Raw genomic sequence first — 4,735 nt, forward strand, 5'->3', positions numbered from 1 at the left:
ATTGTATAACGGAAGTCACTTTAGAGAGAGGTAAAGCTTTAAAGGCTGCTGGTTATGAAACTGTAGGACGTTATCTTATTAATGTCCCAGGTGGTAAAAATAAAAAAATACAATCAGGTGAATTAAAAAATATTTTTGATGCTGGATTATCTGTATTTCCAATTTACCAAGCTAATGGTAGAGAGGCTTCAAGCTTTAGTGCGGACAAAGGTAGAGAGGATGCAAAAGCAGCATACGATGCAGCGCAAGAATATGGATTCCCATATGGTACAACTATTTATTTTGCAGTTGATTTTGATGCATATGGAACAGATATTACGGATAATATTCTTCCTCATTTCAAAGCCTTAAATGAGAAAATGGCTCAACTTGGTGGATCTTATAATGTAGGTGTTTATGGGGCTCGAAACGTATGTATTCAAGTTTCAGAAAAAGGTTATGCGAAGACAAGTTTTGTTAGTGGCATGTCCACAGGATTTAGTGGGAATTTAGGATTTCCGCTGCCAAAAAACTGGGCATTTGATCAAATCTCAACGATCAAAGTTGGATCAGGTAGTGGTCTTATTGAAATAGATAATAATATTAAATCAGACCGAGATAATGGTGTTAAAAAAATAGAAAAGGAAAATCTATCACTTACACTTCAACTTCTTGCAATGGCAAGCTCTACGTATGATGATGGTCTAGTAGTGAACGAATCTAAGAGTCCAGGAGGTTGGTTATTACACCGAAAACATACAGGTAAATCAAAAACTTCTTTTGATGTATATGTGTATAAAAAAGAGATTTCTAAGGACAAATATGCTTATACTGTTGCATTTAGAGGTTCACAACAGTTGACGGACTGGGTAGTACAAGACTTTTTACAAGTAGGGAACAATGTTGCAAATTTACAAGCTGAAGAGGCTGCTAAGTATGTTAAAACATTAATAGAGACTGATATTGATCGTAACAAGATGAGTCATTTGTACATTACAGGTCATTCACTTGGTGGCTACTTAGCACAATGGGTACAAAGTGAAATAATTGATGGAAATTTACCTTCGGTTAAATCATACGCAGTGACATTTAATGCACCAGGTTTTAATCCACTTATGCAATTTATTGATAATGCATATAAAGCAAAAGTAGTAGTTAAACTCGCTAATGATAAATTAAAAAAATATGATGATCTTATAATTAATCATCGTATTAAACAGGACCTTATAAGTGGTTTTGGAGATGACTTAGGAACAGTATATCATTATGACGGATATAACGAAAAGGTTGACAAAAGTATGAATCCATTACTTGTTTTTGAATATTACCATAGTGGATCTCGCTTTAAAGAAGTAAAATTAAACTAGAAGTATTTCTCGTAAAGTCACTATACTTTTATTGAAAAATAGTAAGGACCAGCTATATTGTGTATATCTTGCATAATATAGCTGGTTTTTTGTGAATATTTAACAGTAAACTGTACGAATTACAAAAAATTATGAAATGAACTATACTTTTTGTCCCTGGTTACAAGAATGTAGGTACTGGTTCAACAGCAAAGTCTTTGGGAAGAGTGAAATTTTGATGATTCGCTGAAGATATGAATTTTCGATATTTTGAACGTAAGCTGTGGAATAAAAAGTGTAGGACGGGACCCACATGAAAGGGAAAAAAGAGGGTTATCTCAAATGAGAATAAGAGCAAAAAAATGATAAATATACATGCAGGAAGGTTAAGATAACATCCTATTATTGGGATTCAAGATATTTAAAAGACTATTAAAAGTCCTCCAGATTCTTTAACTGGAGGACTTTCATGTTCACATAATTCTTGAATGTGGAAGTTCCATCTTTTAAAACCACCCTATTAAATAGGATTAGGTGTATAAAACACGGTAATAAAGGATTGCAACCGACTTGGGGATATCACAGATGCTTCCTCCTAATCATCCATATGAATGACTTACTTATGATCAATTTGCAGCAGGTGTTCTTCGTTAAAACAAAATGAGAATTGTGGATGTTTTATGCATCTTTCATTTTTCCTATAAAGAATTGCGAATATGTCAATCCCGACTGCGATGTTACTGATGAATTCTAAACTAAAATAAATCAATAACAAAAGGTTTTTGCCTTTATTCTTTGGTACTCAATCCATTCAAATTACTCCTACACTTAATTTAATAAAATTCTTGTTACAGAGCAAATCTCTCTCTATTTTGAGAGAGGAACGATCCGTTCTCAATATTTTTTCTTTTTAAGTAAAGCCCTGTCAGACTAGTTCCTGCTGCAATGATGAGCATAATAATAGAAATGTATTAATACTAATAATCTTGATAAACGAGCAAAAATTAAGAACGCATTTTGAAAAAAGATTGAACAAATCAACCTAAAATTCTATTTTATATTTTTTTTAGCTGCGTAATCACCATAATAGTAAGTGTCATATAAATCCTCACTTTTAGGAGTAGCAATTATGGTATATTCACCATTTCCAGCGACTTCAAACAAAGCTATATTATTATTATTTTCCGACCCCATATAGTAGCGATCAGGGTTTGAATCATCTACTCTCATTTTAATACTGTATATTCCTTTTGTTAATACTCTACTTTTTTGAAAATCCTCAATTAGATCTTTGGCTTTTGGAATAGGATGTTTATTTTTATACATGTCAAATTCAAATAGAAAATTTATGACACCTAGATACATGCCATTACGATTTTTATTTTCCAGGTCACCTGGTATTAATGTAGATAAAAGTTCAGTAGTATCTATCGTTTGGGTCTTTTTGAAATTATCAAGTAGATTTTGGTGATCATTTACATTTATTCCAATGTTATTGTAAGGAAATATACGAATAGGACCATTTTCTTCTGGGACAGCATTATTGGGATATTTTACTAACCCATATTTTTTTATGATCTGTTTCATTACTTGAACTACTTCTGGATGTTGCTCAATATATGCTCCCTTGAATTGTTCGAGATAGATATCGTCACTATCATCTTTTAATATTTTCAAAGTATCTTTTTCAATCATTAAGAACGGATAAGCACGATATGGCTTTTTTGTTTCTACATAAGTTTGATGGCCAATATCTACAAGCCAATCATTACTTGTCTTAATAACAGAAAATTCACCTTGTATTCCATAGTTTGTTTTTAAATATTCTTGTATGGGCTGATTGAGTTTATCTTTAGAGAAGTAACATCCACTAAGAATTAAGAATGATGTACTTACCAAGGTGACTTGAATCAACCTTTTAATACTCTTCATTTTGCTCCCTACTTTTCTAAATTTTTAATAATATTATAACATTTTTTAGTCAACTAAACTGCCATGTGGGCTTAAGTATACTTCTTCACAATATTAACGAAACAATTTATGCAGTTACTCCAAAGTCTGATGCATTTGATTAATAAGAAAAAACGATATTATCAAACATCCAAATATAAATGGTTTAACTTTTAAAAAATTCGCAATTAAAAGTACATGGAAATATAAGTCTATCATAAACAAAAAGAACCATAAATTGTTTTAGATTAAAAGTTCAGAAAGAGTGACTATACGAGCAGAACCACTAGTGATTTCGCATACTAATTTCACTTACTATATCGATAGATCCCTAATATGTAAGGATTCGTTCCTACATAATGACCCAGTCTTTACTCCAAAAGTCAACGAAAATCATTAGAAAATAGCTATACTATCCAATTTGATAAACTATCAAATCGGATAGTATAGCTATTTTCGTTTATCTTAAATTATTTTAAGAATTTTATATTTATTCTAACTTCATTTCACTTAATAGAGTAAGAGCCTAATTTACATTAGGCTTCATTAAAAAGAAAAAGGGGGAGGATTTATAATGGTAGAAACAAAGGGAGATCCAGCAGTGTTTGCAGTACAAACATGGGTCAATTTGAAATATGGAAAAGTTGAAGGTTTTCAGCCAGCGCCTTTAAATGGTAAAACAGGTTGGTCAACTATGTATGCTTTAACAAGAGCGCTTCAAATTGAATTAGCCATTACTTCGCTTGCAGATGCATTCGGACCAACTACAGCTTATAAATATAAGCAGTGGGGTGAAATGACTTTAGGAAAAGTTCCTACTGATGCAACAGGAAAAGCGATTGTTACAATTTTAAAAGGTGCTATGTATTGTAAAGGATATAACCCTGGAAAATTTGATGATGTTTTTGATGAAAAAACAAAAAGTGCAGTTGTAAGTTTACAAAAAGATGCTGGTCTTCCAGTCACTGATGGTACAGTGTATGATTATATTTTCAAAGCTTTCTTAACAATGGATGCGTATCGTCTAACTACGGGTGGAGATGCGAAAGTACGACAAATTCAACAAGATTTAAATAATAAATATTACACAACGTCTGGTGTTCAACCAACGGATGGTCATTACCAACGTGGTACAAATAAAGCTTTAGTGTACGGTTTACAAACAGAAATGGGAATTGCTGCAGATTCTCAAACTGGTTCGATTGGTCCTGCGACAAAGAATGGATTACCAATTCTAAAAGTAGGTAGTTCGGGTAGATTTGTTACATTATTCCAATATGCTTTGTATTTTAATGGTCATGATTCTGGTTCGTTTTCAACGACATATAATGCGAGCGTAGAAAGCGCAGTTAAAGTGTTCCAAGAATTCACACTCCTTCCTATAGATGGTGTTGCGAATAAGTCAACTTGGTTATCGGCTTTAGTTAGTACCGGGGATCCCGATCGAAAAGGAAAAGCGT

General features: G+C 32.5%; 3 protein-coding genes. 2 read left to right on the top strand and 1 reads right to left on the bottom strand.

Going from position 1 to position 4,735, the window contains the following annotated elements; all coding sequences use genetic code 11:
* Positions 1-1,346, top strand: a 1,346-nt coding sequence (locus tag G9F74_RS29220) for a glycoside hydrolase domain-containing protein (RefSeq protein WP_165406415.1), incomplete at its 5' end; no start/stop codon positions are given.
* Between the two features lie 1,029 nt (positions 1,347-2,375).
* Here G9F74_RS29220 and G9F74_RS29225 read toward each other — a convergent pair.
* Positions 2,376-3,257, bottom strand: a complete 882-nt coding sequence (locus G9F74_RS29225; protein ID WP_097854747.1) for a hypothetical protein — start codon at positions 3,255-3,257, stop codon at positions 2,376-2,378.
* A 592-nt stretch (positions 3,258-3,849) separates the two neighbouring features.
* Here G9F74_RS29225 and G9F74_RS29230 point away from each other — a divergent pair.
* The coding region (locus G9F74_RS29230) for a peptidoglycan-binding domain-containing protein (RefSeq protein ID WP_185157065.1) at positions 3,850-4,735 on the top strand (886 nt) is incomplete at its 3' end.

It is taken from the genome of Bacillus sp. EKM202B (assembly GCF_011066025.1).
GTDB lineage: Bacteria > Bacillota > Bacilli > Bacillales > Bacillaceae_G > Bacillus_A > Bacillus_A toyonensis.